20 protein-coding genes are annotated in these 24,883 nt (G+C 29.7%); 17 read left to right on the top strand and 3 right to left on the bottom strand.

The window, feature by feature from the left end; translation table 11 throughout:
• Positions 1-508: 508 nt before the first annotated feature.
• The 3 genes from RSC72_RS13245 (at position 509) to RSC72_RS13235 (ending at position 4,162) form a co-directional block, all read left to right on the top strand.
• Positions 509-1,099, top strand: coding sequence for a hypothetical protein (locus tag RSC72_RS13245; RefSeq protein ID WP_332545773.1), 591 nt, complete (start codon positions 509-511; stop codon positions 1,097-1,099).
• A gap of 162 nt (positions 1,100-1,261) precedes the next feature.
• Complete coding sequence (locus RSC72_RS13240) at positions 1,262-3,529, top strand: sensor histidine kinase (RefSeq protein ID WP_332545772.1); 2,268 nt, start codon at positions 1,262-1,264, stop codon at positions 3,527-3,529.
• A 3-nt stretch (positions 3,530-3,532) separates the two neighbouring features.
• On the top strand, positions 3,533-4,162 hold the full coding sequence (locus tag RSC72_RS13235; RefSeq protein ID WP_332545771.1) for a response regulator transcription factor: 630 nt from the start codon (positions 3,533-3,535) through the stop codon (positions 4,160-4,162).
• A 62-nt stretch (positions 4,163-4,224) separates the two neighbouring features.
• Here RSC72_RS13235 and RSC72_RS13230 read toward each other — a convergent pair whose 3' ends face one another.
• Entirely contained in the window at positions 4,225-6,084 is a 1,860-nt protein-coding gene (locus RSC72_RS13230) for a TonB-dependent receptor plug domain-containing protein (protein WP_332545770.1), read from the bottom strand.
• Between the two features lie 86 nt (positions 6,085-6,170).
• Between RSC72_RS13230 and RSC72_RS13225 the strand changes: the two genes are divergently transcribed.
• Positions 6,171-7,661, top strand: coding sequence for an aminotransferase-like domain-containing protein (locus RSC72_RS13225; RefSeq protein ID WP_332545769.1), 1,491 nt, complete (start codon positions 6,171-6,173; stop codon positions 7,659-7,661).
• A 37-nt stretch (positions 7,662-7,698) separates the two neighbouring features.
• On the opposite strand, the gene RSC72_RS13220 is transcribed toward RSC72_RS13225, so the two are convergent.
• Complete coding sequence (locus RSC72_RS13220) at positions 7,699-8,154, bottom strand: DUF4442 domain-containing protein (protein WP_332545768.1); 456 nt, start codon at positions 8,152-8,154, stop codon at positions 7,699-7,701.
• A 372-nt stretch (positions 8,155-8,526) separates the two neighbouring features.
• On the opposite strand from RSC72_RS13220, the gene RSC72_RS13215 reads away from it, so the two are divergent.
• From RSC72_RS13215 to RSC72_RS13165, 11 genes are all read left to right on the top strand, one after another.
• Positions 8,527-9,300, top strand: coding sequence for a DUF4290 domain-containing protein (locus RSC72_RS13215; protein WP_332566223.1), 774 nt, complete (start codon positions 8,527-8,529; stop codon positions 9,298-9,300).
• A gap of 25 nt (positions 9,301-9,325) precedes the next feature.
• Positions 9,326-10,636 carry a UDP-N-acetylglucosamine 1-carboxyvinyltransferase gene (murA, locus tag RSC72_RS13210; RefSeq protein WP_332545764.1) on the top strand — a complete coding sequence of 437 codons (1,311 nt, stop codon included), beginning with the start codon at positions 9,326-9,328 and terminating at the stop codon, positions 10,634-10,636.
• Positions 10,637-10,646: 10 nt separating this feature from the next.
• Positions 10,647-11,324: a DedA family protein gene (locus tag RSC72_RS13205; RefSeq protein ID WP_332545763.1), complete on the top strand. Its 678-nt coding sequence runs from the start codon at positions 10,647-10,649 to the stop codon at positions 11,322-11,324.
• Positions 11,321-12,055 (top strand): shikimate dehydrogenase family protein, encoded by a 735-nt coding sequence (locus tag RSC72_RS13200; RefSeq protein WP_332545761.1) that lies wholly within the window; start codon positions 11,321-11,323, stop codon positions 12,053-12,055. Before RSC72_RS13205 ends, RSC72_RS13200 begins: the two co-directional genes overlap by 4 nt.
• Before the next feature lie 57 nt (positions 12,056-12,112).
• A complete protein-coding gene (locus RSC72_RS13195; protein ID WP_332545760.1) occupies positions 12,113-13,975 on the top strand; it encodes a DUF349 domain-containing protein in 1,863 nt (620 codons plus the stop codon).
• 8 nt (positions 13,976-13,983) lie between these two features.
• Positions 13,984-15,039: a bifunctional diaminohydroxyphosphoribosylaminopyrimidine deaminase/5-amino-6-(5-phosphoribosylamino)uracil reductase RibD gene (ribD, locus tag RSC72_RS13190; RefSeq protein ID WP_332566278.1), complete on the top strand. Its 1,056-nt coding sequence runs from the start codon at positions 13,984-13,986 to the stop codon at positions 15,037-15,039.
• 555 nt (positions 15,040-15,594) lie between these two features.
• Positions 15,595-16,200 carry an IMPACT family protein gene (locus tag RSC72_RS13185; protein WP_332566279.1) on the top strand — a complete coding sequence of 202 codons (606 nt, stop codon included), beginning with the start codon at positions 15,595-15,597 and terminating at the stop codon, positions 16,198-16,200.
• Entirely contained in the window at positions 16,200-17,252 is a 1,053-nt protein-coding gene (locus RSC72_RS13180; RefSeq protein WP_332566280.1) for an acyltransferase family protein, read from the top strand. Before RSC72_RS13185 ends, RSC72_RS13180 begins: the two co-directional genes overlap by 1 nt.
• A gap of 250 nt (positions 17,253-17,502) precedes the next feature.
• Positions 17,503-20,196 carry a T9SS-dependent M36 family metallopeptidase gene (locus tag RSC72_RS13175; protein WP_332566281.1) on the top strand — a complete coding sequence of 898 codons (2,694 nt, stop codon included), beginning with the start codon at positions 17,503-17,505 and terminating at the stop codon, positions 20,194-20,196.
• A 207-nt stretch (positions 20,197-20,403) separates the two neighbouring features.
• The gene (locus RSC72_RS13170) at positions 20,404-21,117 is read left to right on the top strand and encodes a hypothetical protein (RefSeq protein WP_332578569.1); all 714 of its coding nucleotides are present in this window, start codon (positions 20,404-20,406) and stop codon (positions 21,115-21,117) included.
• On the top strand, positions 21,114-21,986 hold the full coding sequence (locus tag RSC72_RS13165; protein WP_332547060.1) for a hypothetical protein: 873 nt from the start codon (positions 21,114-21,116) through the stop codon (positions 21,984-21,986). The genes RSC72_RS13170 and RSC72_RS13165 overlap by 4 nt, the downstream gene beginning before the upstream one ends.
• Positions 21,987-22,016: 30 nt before the next feature.
• On the opposite strand, the gene RSC72_RS13160 is transcribed toward RSC72_RS13165, so the two are convergent.
• Complete coding sequence (locus RSC72_RS13160) at positions 22,017-23,108, bottom strand: M42 family metallopeptidase (RefSeq protein WP_332547062.1); 1,092 nt, start codon at positions 23,106-23,108, stop codon at positions 22,017-22,019.
• Positions 23,109-23,168: 60 nt separating this feature from the next.
• On the opposite strand from RSC72_RS13160, the gene RSC72_RS13155 reads away from it, so the two are divergent.
• The gene (locus tag RSC72_RS13155) at positions 23,169-23,822 is read left to right on the top strand and encodes a DUF4294 domain-containing protein (RefSeq protein WP_332578568.1); all 654 of its coding nucleotides are present in this window, start codon (positions 23,169-23,171) and stop codon (positions 23,820-23,822) included.
• 74 nt (positions 23,823-23,896) lie between these two features.
• Complete coding sequence (gene pfkA / locus RSC72_RS13150) at positions 23,897-24,880, top strand: 6-phosphofructokinase (RefSeq protein ID WP_332578567.1); 984 nt, start codon at positions 23,897-23,899, stop codon at positions 24,878-24,880.
• Positions 24,881-24,883: the final 3 nt, after the last annotated feature.

Genomic DNA, 24,883 nt, shown 5'->3' with positions numbered 1-24,883 from the left:
CTTCATAATCCTTAAACCATGTTTGCCCCCATAAAATAAACCGAATAAATTTATTTCCTTCAGGATTTAATTTAACTACTAAACCTCCATTGTATTCTGAGGCATATTGAGCGTTTAAGTTTGAAATTCCAATTGTTATAAGTAGAGTTATAGCTCCTAAAATTCTTTTCATCTTTAAAATAAATGGTGTTATTTGTACAATATATTGTCGTTCAGAATAGGTTTTTTCGGAAAAAATATTCGGCTAAAATAATGATTTATATATAACTATTTCTTATTTTAATAAAAAAATCATTATTTATCTTATTCACTCTACTTATACACTACTGAAATTTAATTTATTATCATTTTTAAGAATATAATTTTATTTATAAAATGTAAAAACGAATTACAATACTTTATTTTCAGTTCTAAAAAAAGAAACAAATCAACTCAGAAATCATCATTTATAGTGACTTTTAATCAAAAATTCAACACTAGTTTAGCTGTATAAAATGACTTCGCATCTATGAAAAAAATAATACTTCTATTCATTCTATCTATCTTTACAAATTCTTTATATGCACAAAATTATACAGTAAATAATCTAACTATAAAACAAGGAAATGAGTTGTTTGATATCACTGAAAATGAACAAACTATTACACTTCTACCCGAAACTTTTAGTATACAGTTTTTAAATAAACCATACCAAGAGAAAAAAAAATTATTTTATTCGGCAAGAGCGTTAGTTACAGATCATAAAATTGATATTGACTTGAAAGGACAATCACTTGAAGAAATTTCTTATTTTGAACCAGGAACAGGTTTTGCAGCGGAAAATAACTTGAAAGAAAATTATCCAATATTATCTGACGAAGGACATCAATACTTATATTATGTTTCAAATAAAGATAAACGTGTAGAAAATATTGGAAAATCTGGAGAATGGGATATTTACCAATGGACACTTGGTGGTGTTTATCAATATGATGCCGAAATGGATTGGAAAATTTATGATCTAGATGAAGTATATATTTTATTTATTGTTGATAGAAATTTGAATGGAATTATTGATCAAGGTGAATATCATAATCTGCAAATCAAATTCAAAAAATAATCTTTTTTTATTATAAATTTATAACTTTAATTAACTAAAATTTAGACAATTAAATGAATTGAGATTGTTTCATTAATAACAATCCTTTTAATTAAGTTTTGTAAATTTCAGCAGAAGCATAAAAGACATTATATTAGCTTAAATAAATTCTTTTTTAGATACATGTACACCATTTTTTTTACTCATAAAAACTATTTTCTGAAACTACTTTTATGCTGTACGTTTTTCATCTGCTCTATTTTGAATGGACAAGAAGTTTTAAAGAATTTTGAAATTCAATATTCTAAGTTAGCTCCTAACACACCCGAGCGTTTCGAAATTGCTGGTAAGTATGCGCAAGCATTATTTTTTAATGATCAGCAAGAAAAAGCATTCAAAATTCTGAACCAAAACATTCAATTAGCAGAGCAAAAATCAGATGGTAAATATGCCGCTTATTTATACGCAGTTTTAGCTATGAATCACCGTTTAGAAAATAATCTAAATGAATCAAAACAAAGTTTACAAAAAGCAAAACAATACAGTAATCAGACAACAGACCAAGAAACAAAGGGATATGTAAGTTATTGTGAAGGTTGGTTGAATGTAAGAAATAATGAAGAATCAAAAGCTGTAAAAAACTTTATAGATGCTGCAAAATATTATGAAAAATCGCCAAATTCAGGAACAATTTTAGGAAGATTATCTTCAGTTTACAAAGAATTAACAAGTATTTATGCCAATTGGGATGATTATGAGTTACAAGAAAAATACAGTAAATTATCATTAGAAGTTGCCATTAAACAAAATAATCCAAATATAATTTTTGATGCTTATATGGTGATGGGTTATTTGTATGAACAACAATTTACGCTCAATCAAAAAAACATCTATTTAAGGGATCTTTCAGAAAAATATTATTTACAAGCGATTAACACATACAATAAAAATAAAACAGAAATTCTAGTTCCGTCAAATTTATCATTCGTAGCCAATAATTTAGCTGATTTATACTTGAGATTTTACCCAAAAATTTACCGAGAAAAAGCATTGTATTATGCAGAATTAGCTAAAGACATAAGTTTAAAAACAAATCAAGCCGCTCATTTAGCGTCTTCTTATGGGTTGATGGCAGAAATTGCATTAGAAAAAAATGATAACAAAACAGCAAAATCATATTTATTAAATTCCTTAAAAATAATTAATGAGTCTGCCCTAAATGATCAACAAACTATTCTATCTATTTATGAAAGCCTATCTAATGTAAATGAAAAAGAAGGTAATTTTACAGAAGCTTTACGTTATTATAAAATGTACATTTCTACTTATAAATCTATTTATGATCAGGAAAAAATACAATTCAGCAAACGCTTAGAAGCTCAATTTGAAAAAGAACGACATCAACAACAAATGGTTCGCTTGCAATTAGAATCAGAAAAGAAAGAACAACAAATACAATTAATGCATTCGCTTGGAGTTCTACAAAAACAAGAGTTAACAAATACAAAGTTGAGCGAAGAATTTCAACGAAAAAAATTAATATTATCTCAATTAGAATCTGATAAACGAGCACAAGAATTAACAATTTCTAAACAAGATTTGAAATTATCTCAATTAGAAAATAAAAGCCGAAATTTAGATTTAGTACATTATATAAAAGAGCTGAATTACAAGAACAAAATCAATAAATATTACATTATTTTGATTGTATTTTTTATACTTCTTCTTCTTTTCCTTTTTTATTTTTTAAAACAGCGTACCAAAAGTATGAAGCAACGCGAAGATCTTTATAACTTAGAATTAGAAAAGGAACGTCAAAATTCTAAAATATCTACGCTTACCGCATTATTAGATGGACAAGAATTAGAACGTGCGCGTTTAGCAAGAGATTTACACGATGGTTTGGGTGGATTATTATCGGGAACAAAAATACAATTGACGCATTTGAACGATAAAATAAACGAACAAGTAAAACCAGATTTAGACAAATCTATTCATCAATTAGATGGCGCAGTTGACGAATTACGCCGCGTAGCGCATAATTTAATGCCCGATCTTTTGATAAAATATGGATTAGAAGAGGCTTTAAAAGAATATGCAATTCGCATGTCAAATGATCAACTAGACGTTGATGTTCAGTTTTTAAGTTACACCAATTCGCTTAACAAAGAGACGCAATTATTTGTTTATCGCATTATACAAGAATTGGTTAATAATGCGATAAAACATGCCAACGCATCACAAATTATCATTCAATTTGTTGAGGATTTTAACTATTCGATAACTGTTGAAGATGACGGAAAAGGTTTTGACGTAAATGATTTAAAACTAACACAATCTGCTGGTTTACACAATATACAATCTCGTGTAGAATTTTTGAAAGGAACGTTAAACATACATTCAGAACTAAATTTAGGAACGAGCATTGAATTTCAATTTCCAAAAATATAATTTATGATAAAAATAGCCATTACAGATGATCATCCTTTATTATTAGAAGGATTAAAAAATATATTATCCAATCAACCAAATATTAATACTGTCCAATGTTATTCATCTGCAAAAGCTTTGCAAGACGCACTAACAACAGTAGAAATTGATATTTTATTGTTGGATATTAACCTAGACAACACTAATAGTATAGAGTTAATTAAACCATTAAAAAAGAAGTATCCCGAAATGCATATTATTATGCTAAGTGTACACAACGAATATGCTGTAATCAACAGTTGTTTGGAGGAAGGTGCTTCTGGTTACATTCAAAAAAATGCTTCTGTTGATGAAATTGTAGAAGGCATAAATTCTATTTTTGATGGTAAGATTTTTTTATGTTCACAGACCAAAAATGTGATGAACAAAAAGGAGAAAGATGGTTTAAATACTATTCCAAAATTAACACGTAGAGAAAAAGAAGTTTTATCTGAGGCTGCTTTAGGATTGACAACACAGCAAATTGCAGACAAATTATTTATTAGTACACATACAGTGGACAGTCATCGAAAAAACTTGATCGAAAAATTCAAAACATCCAATTTGAGTTCTGCCATAACGCTGGCAATTGAATACGGATTGATTACAAAATAAAAAAAGAGCCAATTTTCCGTAAAAAATTGGTTCCTCGCATTAAATAATATGTGATAAGGATATTAAATTCCAACAAATTTCACACCTACACTCAACCATCTTGACGGCAAAGGAATAGCACCAGTTTCGTTATAAGTTGTATTAAAAATATTTTGAGCATCAATATAAACGCCTAAATTATTTTTGAAGGTATGATTTAATCGTAAATCGGTAATCCAATACGATTTATAAGATTGACGCGTGTTATAACGATTTGCAACAGACAAGGTTGTTCCGCCCAATTGATAATCAATCGTATTAATGATTTGATGTTTTAAACTTTCTATTTTATATTTTGAATTATATTGATCATCAACATTCTCAAATTTCGGATCTAAATACGAATAACTCAATGCAAATTTTAAGTTTTGATTACTTGCTAAATGAACACCATAACCAACTTTTGCATTAAAACCATGTGTTTTTAAATCTCCAAAATTTTGTGCTTGCCAAGGTTCATTTGTCGTTAATCTCACCCAATCTATAAATTCTGTAATAGAACGGTAGAAATAATAGGCATTAAACGTCCAATTTCTTTTGTTATATTTAAAACCAAATTCTGTTTGAAATGCTTTCTCAGATTCAATATTTTCATTTCCAATATTTCCTGGTCGTTGATCCAAATATAAGTCTGTAAATGATGGTATACGCTGACTTGTACCTGCATTTGCTACAATTTTAAGATTAGAATTAACTGAATAACTTGCATCTAATCCAGGAAAAGCTTGCCAACCATATTGCGAATTATAATTAACATAAGTACCAATATTTACATTCAATTTTGGGGTAATATCGGTTTTATATTCAGCATAGAATCCAACATTATCACGTGTATGATTTTTTATACTTGTTGATGTAATTTGCTCATTTCGATATTCCGCTCCAATTCCTATTTGACCTTTACTTAATTGATAAGTAGAATTAATTTCTCCCGAAACCGAATTAGAATAATGTAATGATCGTGCTTTACTTAAATCATTTTTAAAATAACGGTAATCATCAAAATTATAACGATAGCTAAAACGTGGCGCAATAGACCAACGATCTGTCAATTTATTTTTAGCTTGTAAGGTAACCAAAGTTGTTTCTACAACTTCTTTCGAATTTTTATCACCAGGCGCTGCATAAAACCCATTGGCTCCGAAACCATTTTTCACATAACCATACGATGCAATTAAACTATTGTTATCATCAAACTGAAAATTTCCTTGATAATATATCTTGTTATTTTCGTATGCTGTGTTATAGCGATATCCATTTCCCCAATCATGACTTGCATACAACTGATGTTGATGTTTTTCTTTGGCTAAATTAGCACCAAATTGTATTCCTCTATTAGTAAATGTATCGCCAGTATCTTCACTATCTTTCTCAAAATTGGTCCCAAAATACGTGTTAGCATAAAGACCTGTTTTCTTTGGTTGACGCGTTACAATATTTATAACACCTGTTAAACTATTGTTACCATAAACACGAGCAGCTGGTCCACGAACAACCTCTATACGATCTATTGCTTCTAATGGAATCGGTAAATTTAAGGCATTATGAGCTGTCTGATGATCCATGATCTTTACACCATTCAATAAAATTAAGGTTTGCTCAAAACTACCACCGTCCATACTAATATCAGCTTGTGTACCAAATGGTCCGCGTTGTCTTAAATCAACTCCGGCGGCATATTGCAAAACATCTTGTAAAGAACGTGCTGGCAACTTATTAATTTCTGCTTTATCTAAAACATAAATATTTCTATTTTCTTTGGACAATGGCGTATTTAAACGATTATCTAAAATAGAAACTCCTTCAATCGCAATGGTATCTGTTACATTTTGTGCAAAAATAGATTGTGCAGCAAAAAACAACACCATAGTAAACTTCTTCATTTTAATTAAATTTTCTTGGAATAGAATTATATTCTCTGCGAAATTAGTACCTTTCCGAACTATTAAAATGTACCGATTTACAAATCATGGATAGTCCGGCTGAAATTCCTTTCAATAGTTTTATAAAAATTGAACGAAATACAGAAACTTCAATTTATTTGCAATTAGCAAATCAAATGGCAAAAGCCATACAATTGGGTTATTTACCGATTGGAACAAAATTACCTGGCACACGCCAAATGAGTACAATTTTCAACTTACATCGTAACACAATTGTTGCTAGTTTTCAGGAATTAGAATCACAAGGTTGGATAAAAATTATTCCAAATAAAGGTAGTTTTGTTTTAAATCAAACGGCGCATAAATTTCAAAAAATAGACACAAACCAAACGTATAATATTAATTCATATTCAAATAAAACTGGTTTTTCTTTCGAAAAATCGTTCTTATTGGATCATCCTTATGAAAATTTTACACAACGATTATATTTAACTGATGGAACAGTCGACCCTAGATTGGCTGAACTCAAAACTCCTGCAAAATTATACTCAACTATTCTTAAAAGAAAATCATCAATTAGAAAAATTAATCAATCTCAGAATGATTATTTTTTAAATCATTTAACCAATTATCTCAATCTTACAAGAGGTTTACATCTCTCAAAAAAGAATATTTTAGTTACCCGAAGTGCTGAAATTTCTTTGTTTTTAATTGCTAGAATTTTATTAAAAGAGAATGATTTTGTTGCTGTTTCTAATATGAGTTATTATAAAAGTAATATGATTTTTCAGACACAACATGTGAAAATCAAACAAATAAAGACAGATGAAAATGGTATTGACACTTCTGATTTAAGAGAGATTTGCGAAAAATTTACTATCCGAATGCTTTATCTTACACCGCATCATCATTATCCAACAACGGTTACATTGAGTTCAGAAAGACGAATAGAATTGATTAATCTTTCAAAAGAATTTGGTTTTGTAATTATCGAAGATGATTATGACTTTGATTTTCATTATTCCAATCATCCTATTTTACCGTTGGCAAGCACAGACCAGAATGGAATGGTAATTTATACAGGGAAATTCGGAAATTACCTTGCACCGGGTTATCGTGTTGGTTTTTTGATTGCGCCTGAAAATTTTATCGAAGAAGCAAAAAAACATTTGTATATTCTTGATCAACAAGTTGATCCATTTATAGAACAAGTAATTGGAGAAATGATTGACGAGGGTGAAATACATCGCGTGTTGAAAAAGTTGCGAAAAGAATACAAGGAAAGACGTGATTATTTTTGCAATAATTTAATTAATCATTTTAAAAATCAACTGTCTTTTACTCTTCCAAAAGGCGGCTTAGCAGTTTGGATCAATTGGAATATTCCTATTAATCTAATGCAATTAAAAACTGACGCGGAAAAATATGATTTACATATTCCACAAACAATTCTATATCAAACTCATGATACAATTGGAATGCGCCTTGGATTTGCTCATCTTACTTTTGATGAAATAGATGAAATAATTTCTATTCTAAAAAAATGTATATCTAAACAATTAACCTTTACCGAATAAGAAATTGAGCAAAGGTTAAGTTTATAAATTTGTAGTACTATTTTTTCTCTCTTACCTTAAAAGTCCAAGTAAATTGAAATTCGGAAACAACATCACCTTCCTTATCTACTCCTATACTTGTAACATTTAGAGAAACTCCCTTTTTAGTATCAATTGCTTCTTTTATCGCTGCATCTATTTTCTCGCCATCTTCGCATGTAAAAACAATTTTCCCGATGGCTTTTTTCAAATATTTAGATTGCATACCCAAAACCAACATAGAAACATCTTCTCCAGATTTTGCAATTTTAGCATTTGCCATTAATCCAGACGAAAATTCCGCAGCCATACCTTGCACTGCCCAAAACATACTTTTGAAAGGATTCTGATTCAAGAATCCCAATTTTACTCGAGTTGCAACCTTATGCTCTTCCCAAGACTCCAAACGAACACCCGCTATCCAAGCAATTGGAATTTGAGTCGTTAGGATATTTTTAAAAAACTCTTTATTCATATCAATATAAAATTACTTGTAAAATATTTTGACAAGATATAAAATATAATTTTAGATTAAATTGATTTATTGAATCTAAAATTAACTCAAATTGAATATTAAGTTTCTTTCAAAAGAAAATACTATATTTGACTACGGTTTATCTACCTAAGATAACAACCGTTCTAATTGATATACAGGCTCAATTAGATTTTTTTACTTAATTGATTTGAATGATTAAAAAAGCTGAGAGAAAAAACTTAATTTTGAAGCGTTTCAATTCTACTTTAATAAAAATAATTTAATATAAATTTATAATTCAAAACGACCATTATAAACCATAATATCGGTTATAAATTCGTAAATTTGCAAACATATACAGTATAAAATTTAATGGAATATAATACACTACGTACACAATTAATCATTCCAGAATATGGTCGACATATTCAAGAAATGGTCGATCACTGTAAAACAATCACGGACGAAAAAGAACGCAATGGTTTTGCAGAGATTATTATCGAAGTTATGGGAGAATTAAATCCTCACTTACGCGATATTCCAGACTTTCAACACAAACTTTGGGATCAACTTTTTATAATGGCTGAGTTCGATTTAGACGTTAAATCTCCTTATCCAATTCCAACAAAAAAAGATACTATAAACAGTAAACCAAATAAAGTAGATTATCCAAAAAGTATCTACAAATACAGATATTATGGTAACAATATCAGAAAAATGATAAATGTTGCGGTAACATGGGAAGAAGGTGAAAAACGAGAAGGTTTATATTTCGCGATTGCCAATCACATGAAAAAATGTTATTTATTATGGAATAAAGATACGGTTGATGACAAAGTAATTTTTGACCATTTATACGAGCTTTCAGATGGTAAAATTGACTTAAGAAAATCTGAAGAACAATTGGTTTCTCCTGAGCGTTTGAACAATAACAACAATACAAATTCAAACACGCATCAAAATAACCAAAATAACAATCGTTCGTATACAAACAACAATCAAAACAATAATAGACCATACAATAATAACCAGAATTCTAACCGAAATAACACAAATCAGAATTCTACAAATCGTACGAACAATACAAATCGAAATACGAATCAACCAAATAACCGCAACCAAAACGCTAGAAATAATAAAGGTTAAAATCAAAACTATTTAATACAAATAAATGGCTACATTTCAAATAAAGGGAGGGAAACCTTTGAAAGGAGAGATTACTCCACAAGGTGCTAAAAATGAAGTACTACAAATATTATGTGCGGTTTTATTAACCAATGAACAAGTTCGTATAAAAAACATTCCAGACATTCGCGATGTTAATCGTTTGATTGAAATCTTAGGTGATTTGGGTGTTAAAACGCAAAAAAATGGAAAAGGAGATTTTACATTTCAGTCAGACGAATTAAGATTAGATTACTTAAAAGGAAAACAATTTCGTAAAGATGGTGCAGCATTACGTGGATCTATCATGTTAATGGGACCACTTTTGGCACGTTTCGGTGAAGCTTTTATGCCAAAACCAGGAGGAGACAAAATTGGACGCCGTCGTTTGGACACACATTTCGAAGGATTTTTTGCTTTAGGAGCAAAATATCGTTTCAATCCAGACGAAGATTTTTACGGAGTAGAAGTTGACGAAAATGGCTTACAAGGTTCTTATATGTTATTAGAAGAAGCCTCTGTAACAGGAACTGCAAACATCATTATGGCAGCAGTTTTAGCTAAAGGAACAACAACAATATACAATGCTGCTTGCGAACCTTATATTCAACAATTATGTAAAATGTTGAACCGTATGGGCGCAAAAATTACTGGAATTTCTTCTAATCTTTTAACAATAGAAGGTGTTGAAGTTTTAGGAGGAACAGAACATACGTGTTTACCAGATATGATTGAAATTGGGTCTTGGATTGGTCTTGCTGCTATGACAAAATCTGAATTAACAATCAAAAATGTATCATGGGAAAACTTAGGTGTCATTCCAGATGTATTCAGAAAATTAGGAATAAAATTAGAGCGTCGTGATGATGACATTTATATTCCTGCACAAGAAAACTTTGAAATTGAACGTTTTATAGATGGTTCTATTTTAACAATTTCTGATGCTCCTTGGCCTGGTTTCACACCAGATTTATTGTCAATTATTTTAGTAATTGCAACACAAGCAAAAGGAAGCGTTCTTATTCATCAAAAAATGTTCGAATCTCGTTTATTTTTCGTCGATAAATTAATCGAGATGGGCGCACAAATTATTTTATGTGATCCACACCGCGCAACTGTTATTGGTCTTAACCACGAAACACCGTTGAAAGGTGCAGAATTAACATCACCAGATATTCGTGCAGGTATGTCTTTATTAATTGCTGCTTTGTCTGCAAAAGGTAAAACTGTTATTCATAATATCGATCAAATTGATCGTGGTTACGAAGATATCGATACGCGTTTACGTGCAATTGGCGCTGACATTATCAGAGCATAAATTATAAACAATGGAATCTATAATTGAGTTTATCACCAATTTTGTTCAGCGTCCAGATAGGGTTATTATGGACATTATCAATAATTACGGTTATTGGATATATGTTATTTTATTCCTAATCATTTTTGCAGAAACAGGACTTATTATAATGTCATTTCTTATGCCATTTTTACCTGGAGATGCGTTGATTTTCTCTATCGGAATGATTGCTGCAAACGATGAACAAAACCATTTACATATCGAGTATATCATTCCATTACTTATGGTTGCAGCGATATTAGGTGATAACGTAAACTATTATGTTGGAAAAAAATTTGGAGGATGGATTTTAAATAGACCAGATTCTTGGTTCCTTAAAAAGAAACATATCGAAAAAGCAACAGAATTTTTTAACGAAAATGGAAAAAAAGCCATTATTATTGCTCGTTTTATGCCTGTTGTTCGTACCATAATTCCATTTATTTGCGGTGTTACAAATCTCAATTACAAAACCTTTATTACCTACAGTTTTATTGGTGCAGTGCTTTGGGTTGGTGTAATTTCACTGCTTGGACACATATTGGGACAATTTGATATTGTAAAACATAATTTAGAAAAGTTTATTTTCGGAATAATTATTTTGGCAAATATGCCGTTAATTATCCGAATTGTAAAAGCTCAATTCAATAAAAATAAAACAGAAGAATGAGACAATTTGGATTAATAGGACGTAATATCTCTTATTCATTTTCTAAATCCTATTTTGCTGATAAATTTATAAACGAAAACATTGTAGACGCTGTCTACAATGTTTTTGATTTACAGCAAATAGATGAAGTGGAAAAAGTATTCGCAACCGAAGGTTTAGTAGGATTTAACGTTACTATTCCTTACAAACAAGAAATAATTCCATTTCTGGACGAACTGTCGCCAGAAGCCAAAGTAATTGGCGCTGTAAATACAGTTTTGATTAAAAACGGAAAACGAATTGGTCACAATACAGATTGCTACGGTTTTCATCATTCAATTTTACCACTTTTAGACTCTCATCATAAAAAAGCATTAGTCTTAGGAAATGGCGGCGCAGCAAAAGCTGTTTTTTATATTTTAGATGAATTAAATATCGCGTATAAAATTGTATCGAGAACTATCTTAGAAAATCAATTTACGTATGATGATTTAGATGAAAAAATTATTTCTCAACATCAAATTATTATCAATTGTTCACCAGTTGGTACTTTTCCAAATATAGAAAATGCACCACTCCTTCCCTATCAATTTATTTTGGAAAAACACTTGTTGTACGACTTAATTTACAATCCACCAGTTACTAAATTCTTAGAAAATGGACAAAATAATGGAGCGAAAATCAAAAATGGACACGAAATGTTAGTTCTACAAGCTGAAAAAGCTTGGAAAATATGGAATAAAGTAGACTAAATCACTTGATTTTGTTCTTTAGTTTTATTAGATTTGAGGAACAAAACATATTTACTTATGAACACAGAAATGGATAACCTGCATAATGCAGATGGAGAACAACAACCACAACCTGTCTCTACAAACGACAATATCACAGAATCTTACAAAACAGAAGATGCTGTAAATCAAGAAAAAATAAGCGATATTTCGTTTAAAGATTACGAAACTTTTAGTTTTGATGTCTTAATTAATGAAGCAAAAAATCTTTTGAGCAAACATTCTGTTCAAGAAATTCGCGAACATTTCAATCAAATTCGTGATGTTTTTAAACAAAAACTAGAAATAGATGAAGCTGCAAAAAAAGAAGCATTTGTAAATGATGGTGGTGATGAAGTAGATTTTAAATACGAAACAAGTTATCGTGCTAAGTTTAATGCTGTTTATAACGATTTCAAAAATCAATTGACAGCTTTTCATAAAGAAAACGAGAAAAAAGAATCGGATAATTTAAATGAACGCTTGACTATTATTGACGAATTAAAAGCGTTATACCAAGAACCTGGTGATACATCATCTACAATGTTCAAAAAATTTCGCGAGCTTAAAACGCGTTGGCATAATGCTGGTCGAATTCCGAGTAAAAATGCAGAAAATATTTTCAAAAACTATTTCTTTCATTTAGATAATTTCTACACTTATTTGGATATGAATAAGGAATTACAAACATTAGATTATGCTCATAATCTAGAAGTTCGTCATTCTATTATTAATCGTGCAGAAGAATTAATTAAAGAAACAAATGTGCAAAAAGCACTAAATGAGTTACAATATCTTCACCGTTTATGGAAAGAAGAGGCTGTTCCTGTACAAGAAGATTTACGTGAGCCAACTTGGCAAAAATTCAAAGAATTGACAAATAAAATTCATGATCGTAAAGGTGAATTGAATGAAAAAATAAAACAAGAACAAAAAGATAATCTTGAAAAGAAAAACGAGATTATTAAAAATATAAAAGAAATTGCTGCTAAAGCTGCGAATAAATCGCATGGAGATTGGCAAAAAGCAATCAAAGATATTAATACACTTCGTGAACAATTTATCGGATTAGGTCGTGTACCAAAAGATAAAAATGCTGCAACTTGGGAAGCTTTCAAAGAAGTGACAAGAGAGTTTAATCACATTAAAAATGATTTCTATAAAACGCTAAAAACAGAACAACAAGGTAATCTTGAAAAGAAATTAGCATTATTAGATATTGCAAAACAACATACAGAAAGCACAGATTGGAACAATTCTGTACAAGTGATTAAAAAGATTCAAAATGATTGGAAAAATATTGGACATGTTCCAAGAAAAAATTCAGACAAAATCTGGAAAGAATTCAAAGACACATGTAATAAATTTTTTGATCGATACAAAAAGCGTCACGAACAAGACAATCAAAAATTAGAAGTTAATTTTGAAAACAAACAAGCTTTCTTAGAAGAATTTAAAACAACTGAGATTTCAGAAAATAAAGATGAAGCTTTAAAACAACTTGAAGATTTATACACAGCTTGGGTAAATTTAGGAAAAGTTCCTGCAGATAAATTAGCTATTAATCAAGAATTTACAACTCTTTACAATGATAAATTAAGTGCTCTAAATTTATCAAAAACTGAAATAAGTGATTATAAACTTCAGTCTTTTGTCAATAAAATAAAAGCAGACGGAAATGATCGTTTATTGGACGACGAAATTAGAAAAACACGTAAAACAATTGATGAATTAGAAAAAGAAATTAATCAATTGGATAACAATGTTCATTTCTTTTCGAATGCCAATGCAGACAGTCCTTTATTAAAAGATGTTTACAGACAAATTGATGAGAAACGTAAGAAATTAACGGAAGCTGAAATCAAATTGAAAGCGTTATTCAACATCAATTTTAATGATTAATATTTAAAATGAAACAACAATCTATCGATGAGATGTATATGTCTCGTTGCATACAAATTGCCACAAACGGATTAGGAACAACGTATCCTAATCCGTTTGTTGGTTCTGTAATTGTACATAACAATAAAATTATTGGCGAAGGTTTTACATCAGAATATGGTGGTCCACACGCAGAAGTAAACGCTATAAACTCGGTAAAAAATCCTGAATTATTAAAGGAAAGTACACTTTATGTTACGTTAGAACCTTGCTCTCATCACGGAAAAACACCTCCTTGTGCCGATTTAATTATCAAAAAAGAAATTCCGAGAGTCGTTATCGGAACATTAGATCCTTTTTCTAAAGTAAATGGTCAAGGTTATTTGCGTTTGTTGAAAAATGGTGTTGATGTAACCTTAAATATTTTAGAGAATGAGTGTTTAGAATTGAATAAGCGATTTTTGACTTTTCATCAAAAAAAACGACCATACATTATTCTGAAATGGGCACAAACAGAAGATGGTTACATGGGACGAGATGATATACAGAAATGGATTACGAATCAATATAGTAAACAGTTGGTACACAAATGGCGAACTGAAGAAGAAGCTATTTTAGTCGGAAAAAATACCGCATTGATTGATAATCCACAATTAAATTCGAGATTATGGAATGGTAAAAATCCATTGCGAATTGCGATTGATAAAAATCTTGCAATTCCGAGAAGTTTTCACCTTTTTGATCAATCTCAACCAACTGTTATTTTTAATTCGCTTGAAGATTTTGAAGAAGAAAACCTCATCATCAAAAAAATAGATTTTTCAGAAAAAATCGTACCACAAGTGATTGATTATTTGCATCAAAAAAATATACAATCTCTTATTATAGAAGGCGGAAGCGATACAATACAGTATTTTATTGAAACAAATTTATGGGACGAAGCACGAATTTTGAGTTCGGATACTATTTGGAACGAAGGAATTCTCGCACCGCGTATCAAAGGAACTCGAATTGGTAAATACCGTTTCTTGAATGATGAATTAAATATTTTTGAAAATAGAATCCAAATAGAAGAAGAATCTTAGAAATAAGGTTCTTTTTCTTATTCATAAAAAGAAATATGTTAAAACCTATTTTTATCAACGTTTGTATAAGTATTTTCCTAAGTTTTATTATTTTTTTAGGTTTTAGAATGATAATAAATGAGGATTATAAATTACTAGAATTTAATAGTATTCGTAATACACAAAATTTATTTTATTATTTATGGATTGTTTTATTTTTTCCTATTATAGATATTGTACTATTTTCTGTTCCATTATATTTTAGTTTAAAAATAAAGAATAACTTAGCAATGATTATTAGCTTATTATGCATTTTTATCATAGAATATTCTATTTATGTTTATTTTACCTCTCAGAAAACATTTGATGAAGATGGTTTACATAAAGTAATAATAAGTATAATAATTTTTACATTTTTTTTCTATAAAACCATTTGGAAGAAGAGATAAAGTATTTTATCAAAAATGTATTTTTTGTTATTTCTTAAAGACATTAAAAAAACAACTTTGCATATTTTTTTCTCAAAACTTCGATTTTCTATATCTTTGCGAGACTTATTATATAGCCAAATAAAGCATGATTGATAGTTATCGTACAATCGAGAAACCAGTAGAAGATATAATTTTTAAAGAAATGGGAAGCAAGTTTATCAACTATGCTTATCCAGTAGAAAATGAAAACGACATCAAACTTTATTTAGACAATTTGTATGAGTTACATCCTGATGCAAATCATCATTGCTATGCCTATATTTTAGGAATTGATGGTAAAAATCATCGTGCTAATGACGATGGCGAACCAAGTGGATCTGCAGGTTTACCTATTTATAATCAAATTCTTTCGAGTGAAATAACAAATACATTAATTGTTTCTGTTCGTTATTTTGGCGGAACAAAACTTGGTATTCCTGGTTTGGTAAAAGCCTATAAATATGCTGCGCAAGTTGTAATAGAAGAAGCAAATATTGTAGAACGATTTGTCTCAAAACGTGTGAAATTGGTTTTTAATTATGACCAACAAGGCATTGTGGAACGCAATGTTGACCGAATTGGTGGCGAAATAAAAGAGAAGAACTTTACCGATAAATGTATGTTTACAATAGCTGTAAGAGAAAGTAAATTAGACGAATTTATTCGTATGTTTGATGAATATTACCAAATGGAAATTAAAATTTTAGACTAATGTTGAACAGCTTAACTTCCTTACGATTTTTCTTTGCTTTTGTCGTTTTCTTAAGTCACTTAACTTTTGTAAAAACAGATTTAGTTTGGTACAATTGGTTAAAAAATAACGTATTTTTCGAAGGTTATCTCGGCGTTGGATTCTTTTTTATTTTGAGCGGTTTTGTGTTAGCGCTTAATTATGAGAAAAAAATTATCGATAATCCGAACTTTGATAAAAAGAAATTTTACATCGCACGTTTTGCAAGAATTTATCCGTTGCATGTACTCACCTTTCTTATCATGTTACCCTTTGTTGTAATTAATGTTTGGAAATATACTTTCGAATGGGATATTGCCGCTGCGAATATCTTTTTATTACAATCTTTTATTCCAGTAAAAGACTTTTATTTCTCTATAAACAATGTTTCGTGGAGTATTTCTACCGAGGCCTTTTTTTATATAATGTTTCCTTTTTATGTCATTTGGTTGTACAAATTTCCGAAACTAATATATATATTATTACTTATTATTCCTGCAATTATATTCGCTGAGCCTTATTTTTCGACAAATAGAAATTTAGAAAAAGGTATTTTTTACATTAATCCAATCGTACGTAGTTTTGATTTTATTTTAGGAATAATAACGTGTCAAATCTATCAAAAAATAAAGACGAAAGAGATTAATTTAGCAAAAGGAACAATGATAGAATTTACTTCAATTGTTCTGTTAATCGGATTTTTCATCTTTCACGAAGATGTTGCAAGAGCATTTCGTTACGGAATTTATTATTGGATTCCGATGATGATGATTGTGCTAGTTTTTGCTTTACAAAAAGGTTTTTTCTCGAAAATACTACAACATAAAAGTTTAGTCTATTTGGGCGAAATTAGTTTTGCGTTCTATATGATTCACATGATTGTTATCAAATATGGAAATCAATATTTACCTGCAATAAATGATTTTTCTAAAATCGGTTTATACTTTATTATTGCATTAATTTTGAGCATTTTAATTTTCGAATATTTTGAAAAACCTGTCGCAAAATGGATAAAAAATAGACTTCATTCATAAAAAAATGATAATTTTCTATAAGCTGTGTGCATAAAAAAATAATTACTTCTTTATTTATTTATTTTTCTTTTTTAATAAACGATCGCTTGTTAGTTTATTGTTTTGTATTTTTTTGTTTTTAACTAATAATTTTCTTTTCAGTAAAAAAAACAAAGAATAATTAACTGATTATTAGCTAATAACAAAATACAACTTTGTTAAATAATTGATTTTCATATATTGTAAAATGAAATTTTAAAATCAATATAACATGAAGAAAAATCAATTTACAGCTTTACTCCTTCTACCGGCTCTTTTATCTTTTACATTTGTGAATGCTCAAAATTATGAAGAAAATATCTCCGAATATTTTAGGATTAATAATAGTTTAAGTAAAATTCCAGCTGAACTAAAAGAGTTCAAAATCTTAAATATTGATAAATCAAAATCATTAAATGGAGATGTTGTTGTTATTAATCAAGAAATCTATGGTATTCCAGTTTTTAATAAATCGGCTACTTTTCTAATTAGTAACAATAAAATTAATTATGTTGCAAACGGATTTAGCAATTCAATAAGTCTAAATAAAATTGCAAAAAATAAACCAAGCATCAACGAACTAAATGCATTTACTGTTTTTGCTAATTCTATTCGATTAAAAGATATTTCATCTTATACACTTGATAAAGATGATAAGAATAAAAACCTTTTAAAAATTAGTAAACCAGAAAATATAAAATCAAATTTGGTTTATTTTGAAAAAAATAATGAAGCAAGATTAGCTTATAAAATTTCCTTTAAAGAAAAAGGAACAGCTAACAATTGGGTTGCAATTGTAGATGCATTAAATTCTGAAATTCTGTATCGATTAAATACAACAATTTTTGACAGATTTGATGGAAATGATTTTTTACATCAAAATTATGATGATAAATCAGCAAAAAAAACAGTTTCTTTTCCAATAAATCAACCACAAAAAACATCAAATAATACTATATCTACACTAGCTTCTGCATCTTATAATGTTTATCAACTTCCTATTGAAGCTCCTACTTTTGGTAATAGAACATTAGTAAAAGAACCATTTAATAACGATTTTTCTCCTTTGGGTTGGCAAGATACAGGAAGTTCTGATTTTGATAAATATAAAGATTATACAGTTGGTAACAATGTTTCTGCTTATTCTGATGATACCAACAAAAATTCACTTGACGATATAAGTCAACTTGCGTATGGAGGTCCAAATAGAAAATTTGATTTTCCTTTGGACGTTACAAAACCAGTAGATACTTATAAAGATGCTGCCATTGCTAATTTATTTTATGTGAATAATATGATGCACAACATTTCTTATCAATTTGGATTTACAGAAACTGCTCGTAATTTTCAATATTCAAATTTAGGAAAAGGCGGAGTAGAAAAAGATTTTGTATTAGCTGAAGCCAGAGATGGTGGTGGATATGACAATGCTAATTTTCAAACTGCTGAAGATGGAACAGCACCAACAATGCAGATGTACTTATTTTCTCCAAAAGACTATAACGGTATTACTGTTCATTCTCCTTCTGATTTAGCAAGCTTCTCTACAACTACTATTTTCGCTGGTGATGTCCAAAATTTACCAACAGTAGGTGTTACAAGTGATTTAGTTATCGCCAATCCTTTAGATGGTTGTTCAGAATTAACAAACCAAGATCAAGTAAAAGGAAAAATTGTTTTAATACAACGAGGTTCTTGTAATTTTGCTCAGAAAACAAATAATTCAATTGTTGCTGGCGCTATTGGTACAATTTATTACAATGCAGAATACACACAACCAGTTGGTGGATATACTTCTGGTGCCGAAACCGTATATTATTCTGCATTAATTGATCGTAAATCTGGAGAAATATTAAAAAATAAAGTCGAACAAAATGAAACCGTTAATCTTACACTAAAAAAAGACTTCTCTTTAGTAGCACAACCTGATGGTAGTTTAGACAATGGTATTATTGCACATGAATATGCACATGGAATTTCTAATCGATTAACAGGTGACGGAAACGGACTTTGCTTATCTCAAATTAATTCAAACGAGCAAATGGGTGAAGGTTGGTCAGATTTTATTGCGTTGATTTTAACAATGAAACCAACAGATAATGCAAATATTGCAAGAGGAATGGGAACCTATGCTTATAGTCAAGATATTGATGGTCCTGGGATTCGACTAGCTAAATATTCACCAGATTTTTCTATAAACAATTTTACGTATGGAAAAACAAATGGAATGGAATTACCTTTAAGTTTTTTTGGCATTACGCTTGGTAGTACTCCAAATGTTCATAGTATTGGTTTCATTTGGGCTACAATGTTGTGGGATTTGACATGGAAATATGTAGAAAAATATGGTTACAACAATATAGTTACTGCAGATAAAAATAGTGGAACTGCTAAAGTGTTACAATTGGTAATGGATGGTATGAAATTACAGAAATGTAACCCTTCTTTTATTGATGGACGTGATGCAATTCTAGCTGCTGATGAAGCACAAACTGGTGGAGTAGATAAATGTATGATTTGGAATACTTTTGCAAAAAGAGGTTTAGGAGTCAACGCAAGTCCTGGAGGTTTAAATGGATATTGGGTTGATTTAGAAAATAATTCAAATCCAGAATTAAATGATCAAGTAGAAGATTTTTCAGTTCCATCAGAGTGTCAATTATCTACGGATGAACTTAATATTTCTAATAAATTAACAATTTCTCCAAATCCTGCAAAAAATGAAATAAATCTTAATTCGAAAAATTTAAAAGGAAATTATTCAATCAAAATTTATAACATGACAGGATCATTAGTAAAAGAAGCAAGTTATAATCCTGCAAATAATAAATCAATTAGTCTTTCTAATTTAACTAATGGTGTTTATGTAATAAAAATTAAAGGAGATAATATCTCGCACTCTCAAAAGTTGATTATAAAAAAATAACAACAATATTTATAAAATAAAACAACGATTTCATATTCTGAGATCGTTGTTTTTTATATTCTAATATTTATTAAAAACTCAACTTAATTCGTTTTTAATTTTACATTGAACACATGATTATGATTAAATTGGTTTTACTTTATTGTTGTATTAACTTTGAATATATTAATCTTGTAATATTCCTAATAAAAATCAATAAAAGCTTATATGAGTATTTTTACCTATCATTTAATTAAACTTCCAATTATTCAAGTTTTTAAGAATATGATTTTTCCAATAAATTCAAATAAAATAGAAGGTTTGATTTACGCAGAAACAATGTCTGCAATGATTTTAGGTTCTGCAATTTTTTCAAAATCAAGAATATTTTCAAGAGAAGTTGTCGTTTTTGCACAATGGGAAAATGAAAAAGCTTTAGCAGATTTTCTTTCAACTCATTCTTTCGGAAAAAAATTAAACAAAAGCTGGTTTTTAAAACTTCAATTTGTTAGACAATGGGGAAATATTTCTGGTTTTCATATTCCCGAAACTTCAAATCAACCAAATACAGAAATCAATCCTGTAGTCGCTATAACTCTTGCCAGAATGAAGTTTCTACAAATTCCACGCTTTATTCGTTGGGGCAGACCTGTTGAAAAATTGGTGCGAGATCATTCTGGTACCACGCTATCTTTGGCTTCAATTCGTTATCCAAATTTAGTTTCTACATTTTCTATTTGGAAAACACAAAAAGAAATGACAGATATGGTGTATGGACACAGTAATATGCCAAAACCAAAAAGACATATTGATGCAATGAAAGAACGAAATAAAAAGGATTTTCATTACGAATTAACAACGTTAAGATTTAAAGTTTTATCAGAATTTGGCGAATGGAACGGAAAGTCTAATTTTACTGTAATAAATACGACAAAAGAATGAATTTTCCTTACTCAATGCAAAAATTACAAGATTGGTTTACCCAACAATGGATTATTATTTGGGGAAAGAAAATAAATCCTAAAGAACACAAATGGCTTTGGGGACCTTTTGGAGAATTGGACGGTATTGGAGAAAATTTTATTACGCAACTTGCAGAAAAAGAGAATTTAACCATCAAACGAAATTGTAATTCTGTTGGTTTATTAGATTCTATTCAATCTTTGAATTTATCTGACATAGAAAAAAATAAATTATCTGATAAAGTAATTGATTTTTATGAAAAAACGGCTGATTATGATTTAGTTTTTAAAGCAAAATGGAATCCAATATTTAAATTTTTTGGAATTATTGTTAACCGATTATTTAGTCAGCGAATAAATCAACTCAACATTCCGACAAAGCAATTTGATGAATCAGAAATATTAACAAGCGAAATAATAAAATTAATTGATAATCAATCAAAAAAAGTAAAATATACCATTTGGTTAAGAAAAATAAAATCTACAGGTCTAATCATATATTCGGGTATTTATGGAACTTGTAAATTACCGTCTGGAAAAATCTGTATTAAAGCAATTTTTCCGTTACCGAAAGGAAATGCAACGGTAATTTTGAAACCTAATGTTGGTCAAAATAACGAATTAATATTAGAATCTTCTGGAAAAAAATTTGGTGATCCTGGTTTTTATTTTTTATTAAATGATTCTAAAAATAACCATTGGTCTCAGTATCATTCTTCATTTACAGATGAATTGATTGTAAGCGAAAAAGAGAATTCTCTCAACGCAAAACAAGAATTAAAACTTTGGAATTTACGTGTTGTAACGTTTGAATATGTGATTAATAAAAAAACAAAAGCCACTGATTAGCGGCTTTTGATATTTATTATAATAAAAATTCTAAACTGTATGATATTTAAAACTTTGTTCGTTTTTAATGGTTTTTACAGATTCGTAAATCAATTCAATCACATTTTTCACATCCGATTGATGAACCATTTCTACTGTTGTGTGCATATAACGCAACGGCAACGAAATTAATGCAGATGGCACTCCTCCATTGCTGTACGCAAAAGCATCTGTGTCCGTACCCGTTACACGAGAACTTGCTGCACGCTGAAATGGAATATTGTTTTTCTCTGCAGCATCTATAATCAATTCGCGCAAATTATTCTGTACAGCTGGCGCATAATAGACAACTGGTCCATCGCCACATTTCTGCTCACCTTCTTTAGATTTTGTAATCATAGGCGTTGTTGTGTCATGTGTAACATCAGTAATAATTGCAACATTTGGCTTTATAGTTTGTGTTATCATTTCCGCACCACGTAAACCAACTTCCTCTTGCACTGCATTTACAATGTACAATCCGAAATCTAATTTATCTTTATTTTCTGCCAATTTACGTGCAACTTCTGCAATCATAAATCCGCCCATTCTATTGTCTATAGCACGACAAACAAAATAACGATCATTTAATGTGAAAAATTCATCTGGATACGTAATCACACAACCTACATGTATTCCTAATTCAAGAACCTCATCTTTTGACGTACAACCTGTATCAATCCAAATTTTATCTGGAGTTGGCGCTTCATCTTTACCTGCTTGACGCAAATGAATTGCTGGCCAACCAAAAACTCCTTTTACAATTCCTTTTTTTGTATGAATATTAACCACTTTAGATGGCGCAATCATGTGATCTGAACCTCCATTTCTGATTACATAAATAAAACCATCATCAGAAATATAATTTACAAACCATGAAATTTCGTCTGCATGTGCTTCTATTACTACTTTGTAAGGCGCATCTGGATTGATAACTCCGTAAGCAGAACCATAATTATCTGTTCTTATTTCATCTACAAATGGTTTTAAGTAATCCATCCAAACTTTTTGTCCTTCACTTTCAAAACCTGTTGGTGAAGCTGTATTTAAGTATTTTGTTAAAAAATCAATCGACTTTTCATCAAATAAATTATTTACGCTCATTTTTGTATATTTTATAACAAATGTACTAATTTTAGGAACAATTTTTGTATTAAATCAATTATGAAATATTATATCTATCTCTTCATTTCTCTCTTCTATTTTTCACCTATTTCTACTTTAAAAGCGCAAATTTTCGGTTTAGATTTGGGAGGAAAAAATACGACGCAAGAAATTAAAAATGATTCGATTAATTTAACTGACTTTTCTTTCAATCCATTAGATACAATTCATCTTAATGAGATGAATACGTATTCAGTTGTTTTAAAATCTGATTTAGAAAAAAAATATTATTTATGGTTAAGAAAACGTGTACGTGATGTTTGGCCTTATGTTCGCACGGCTGTAAAAGAATATAATTATGTCTCAGATACCATACAAACCATGGATAAAAAACGAGACAAAAAGAAATTTATAAAAACACGTCAAAAAAATTTAGCTGATCAATTTGAAAATCAGTTAAAAAACATGTCAAGTTCTCGTGGTCAAATCTTAACTAAGTTAATTTATAAAGAAACAGATAAAACAACATACGATATTATAAAAGAATTACGTGGTGGAATAAATGCCTTTCTTTACCAAGCAGCAAGTGGAGCATTTGATATTGACCTAAAGCAAACATTTGACCCTAAACGAACTAGAGAAGATTTATACATAGTCGTCATTCTACAACGAGATTTTGCTGATGGCATTTTAAAACCTATAGACGAAGATTAATGTTTCTTTAACAACTACGCTTTACAATAATATACTGTTTTTTTATTATATTTGATATAATAAAGGGAAAAAACGTGGGAAACAATATAAAAAGAATAGGTGTATTAACCTCTGGTGGTGATGCTCCTGGAATGAATGCGGCCCTACGTGCCGTAGTTAGAGCTTGCAAATATTACGATTTACAGTCGGTTGGAATTCGTCAAGGATACGAAGGTTTAATCAATAATGATATGATTGATTTAGGACCTCGTTCAGTTAGAAACATTATCAATCAAGGTGGTACAATTTTAAAAACTGCTCGATCTTTAGAGTTTAAAACTCCAGAAGGACGTCAAAAAGCATATACTCATCTAAAAAATAATAATATAGATGCTTTAGTTGTAATTGGTGGAGATGGCTCTTTTACTGGGGCTAATATTTTCTATCAAGAGTTTGGTGTTCCATTTATTGGAATTCCAGGAACTATAGACAATGATATTTTTGGAACAGATTTTACAATTGGTTATGATACTGCTCTAAATACAGTAATTGATGCAATTGATAAACTGCGTGATACTGCAACCTCTCATGACCGTGTATTTTTTGTAGAAGTTATGGGACGCGATGCTGGTTTTATTGCATTAAATAGTGGTATAGCTTCGGGTGCACAAGATATTTTGATTCCAGAACAACGAGATAGTGTTGATGAATTATGTACATCATTAGAACGATCTGAAAAATCTGGAAAAAAATCAAGTATTGTTGTAGTTGCAGAAGGTGAAAAATTAGGTGGCGTTTTTGAAATGGCAAAACAAGTTCAGACTCGTCATCCAGAATACGATATTCGTGTTACAGTTTTAGGTCACATACAACGTGGTGGCTCTCCATCATGTCATGATCGTGTATTAGCAAGCCGTCTTGGTATTGCTGCTGTAGAAGGTTTATTAGAAGGAAAAACCAATCTTATGGCTGGAATTCGTTCTAACAAATTGGTTTTCACTCCTATCGATGAAGCAATCAAAAAACACAACGAAATTGATTCAGAATTAATAAAAGTTGCTAAAATTTTAGCTATCTAAGTT

Origin of the sequence: Algoriella sp. (assembly GCF_036647415.1) — a bacterium.
Lineage (GTDB): Bacteria > Bacteroidota > Bacteroidia > Flavobacteriales > Weeksellaceae > Empedobacter.
This window is presented reverse-complemented; position numbering and strand designations above follow the sequence as displayed.